Raw genomic sequence first — 670 nt, forward strand, 5'->3', positions numbered from 1 at the left:
GCTGATCTGCCATACGGCGTTGGCGATGTCGCCGATCACTTCCACCTGCGGGAAGTACACGGCATCGACTTCGGCGGAGCGGAAGTTGATGTGGATGACTTCGGTGCCACCACGGACCATGAAGAACGGTGGCTTCTCGATCACGTCGTGGCCGATGTTGACGATCAGGTCGGCGGCTTCGACGGCGCGGTGCACGAAGTCACCCGACGACAGCGCAGCGTTGCCCAGGAAGCGCGGGTGACGCTCGTCGACCACACCTTTACCCATCTGGGTGGTGATGAACGGGATGCCAGTCTTGTCGATCAGCTGCTTGAGGACCTTGGCGGTCATCTTGCGATTGGCACCGGCGCCGATCACCAGGATCGGGCTGCGAGCTTTCTGCAGTTTTTCCACGGCGGCTTCGATAGCCTTGTGCTCGGCCAGCGGGCGACGGCTCAAGCTAGGCGGAATCGGCAGGCTTTCGGTCTGCTCGGCAGCGATGTCTTCAGGCAGCTCCAGGTGCACCGCACCCGGCTTCTCCTCTTCGGCCAGGCGGAAGGCTTCGCGCATACGGGCCGGGATGTTGTCGGCCGAGGCGAACTGGTGGGTGTACTTGGTGATGGGGTCCATCATGCCGCACACGTCGATGATCTGGAAACGGCCCTGCTTGGACTTCTTGATCGGCTTCTGG

At 62.2% G+C, this 670-nt stretch carries 1 pseudogene; it reads right to left on the bottom strand.

Going from position 1 to position 670, the window contains the following annotated elements:
- A pseudogene (locus tag CAG22_RS26915) lies at positions 1–670 on the bottom strand (thiamine pyrophosphate-binding protein); the annotation flags it as partial.

Source organism: Pseudomonas sp. B8(2017) (genome assembly GCF_002113575.1).
GTDB lineage: Bacteria > Pseudomonadota > Gammaproteobacteria > Pseudomonadales > Pseudomonadaceae > Aquipseudomonas > Aquipseudomonas putida_Z.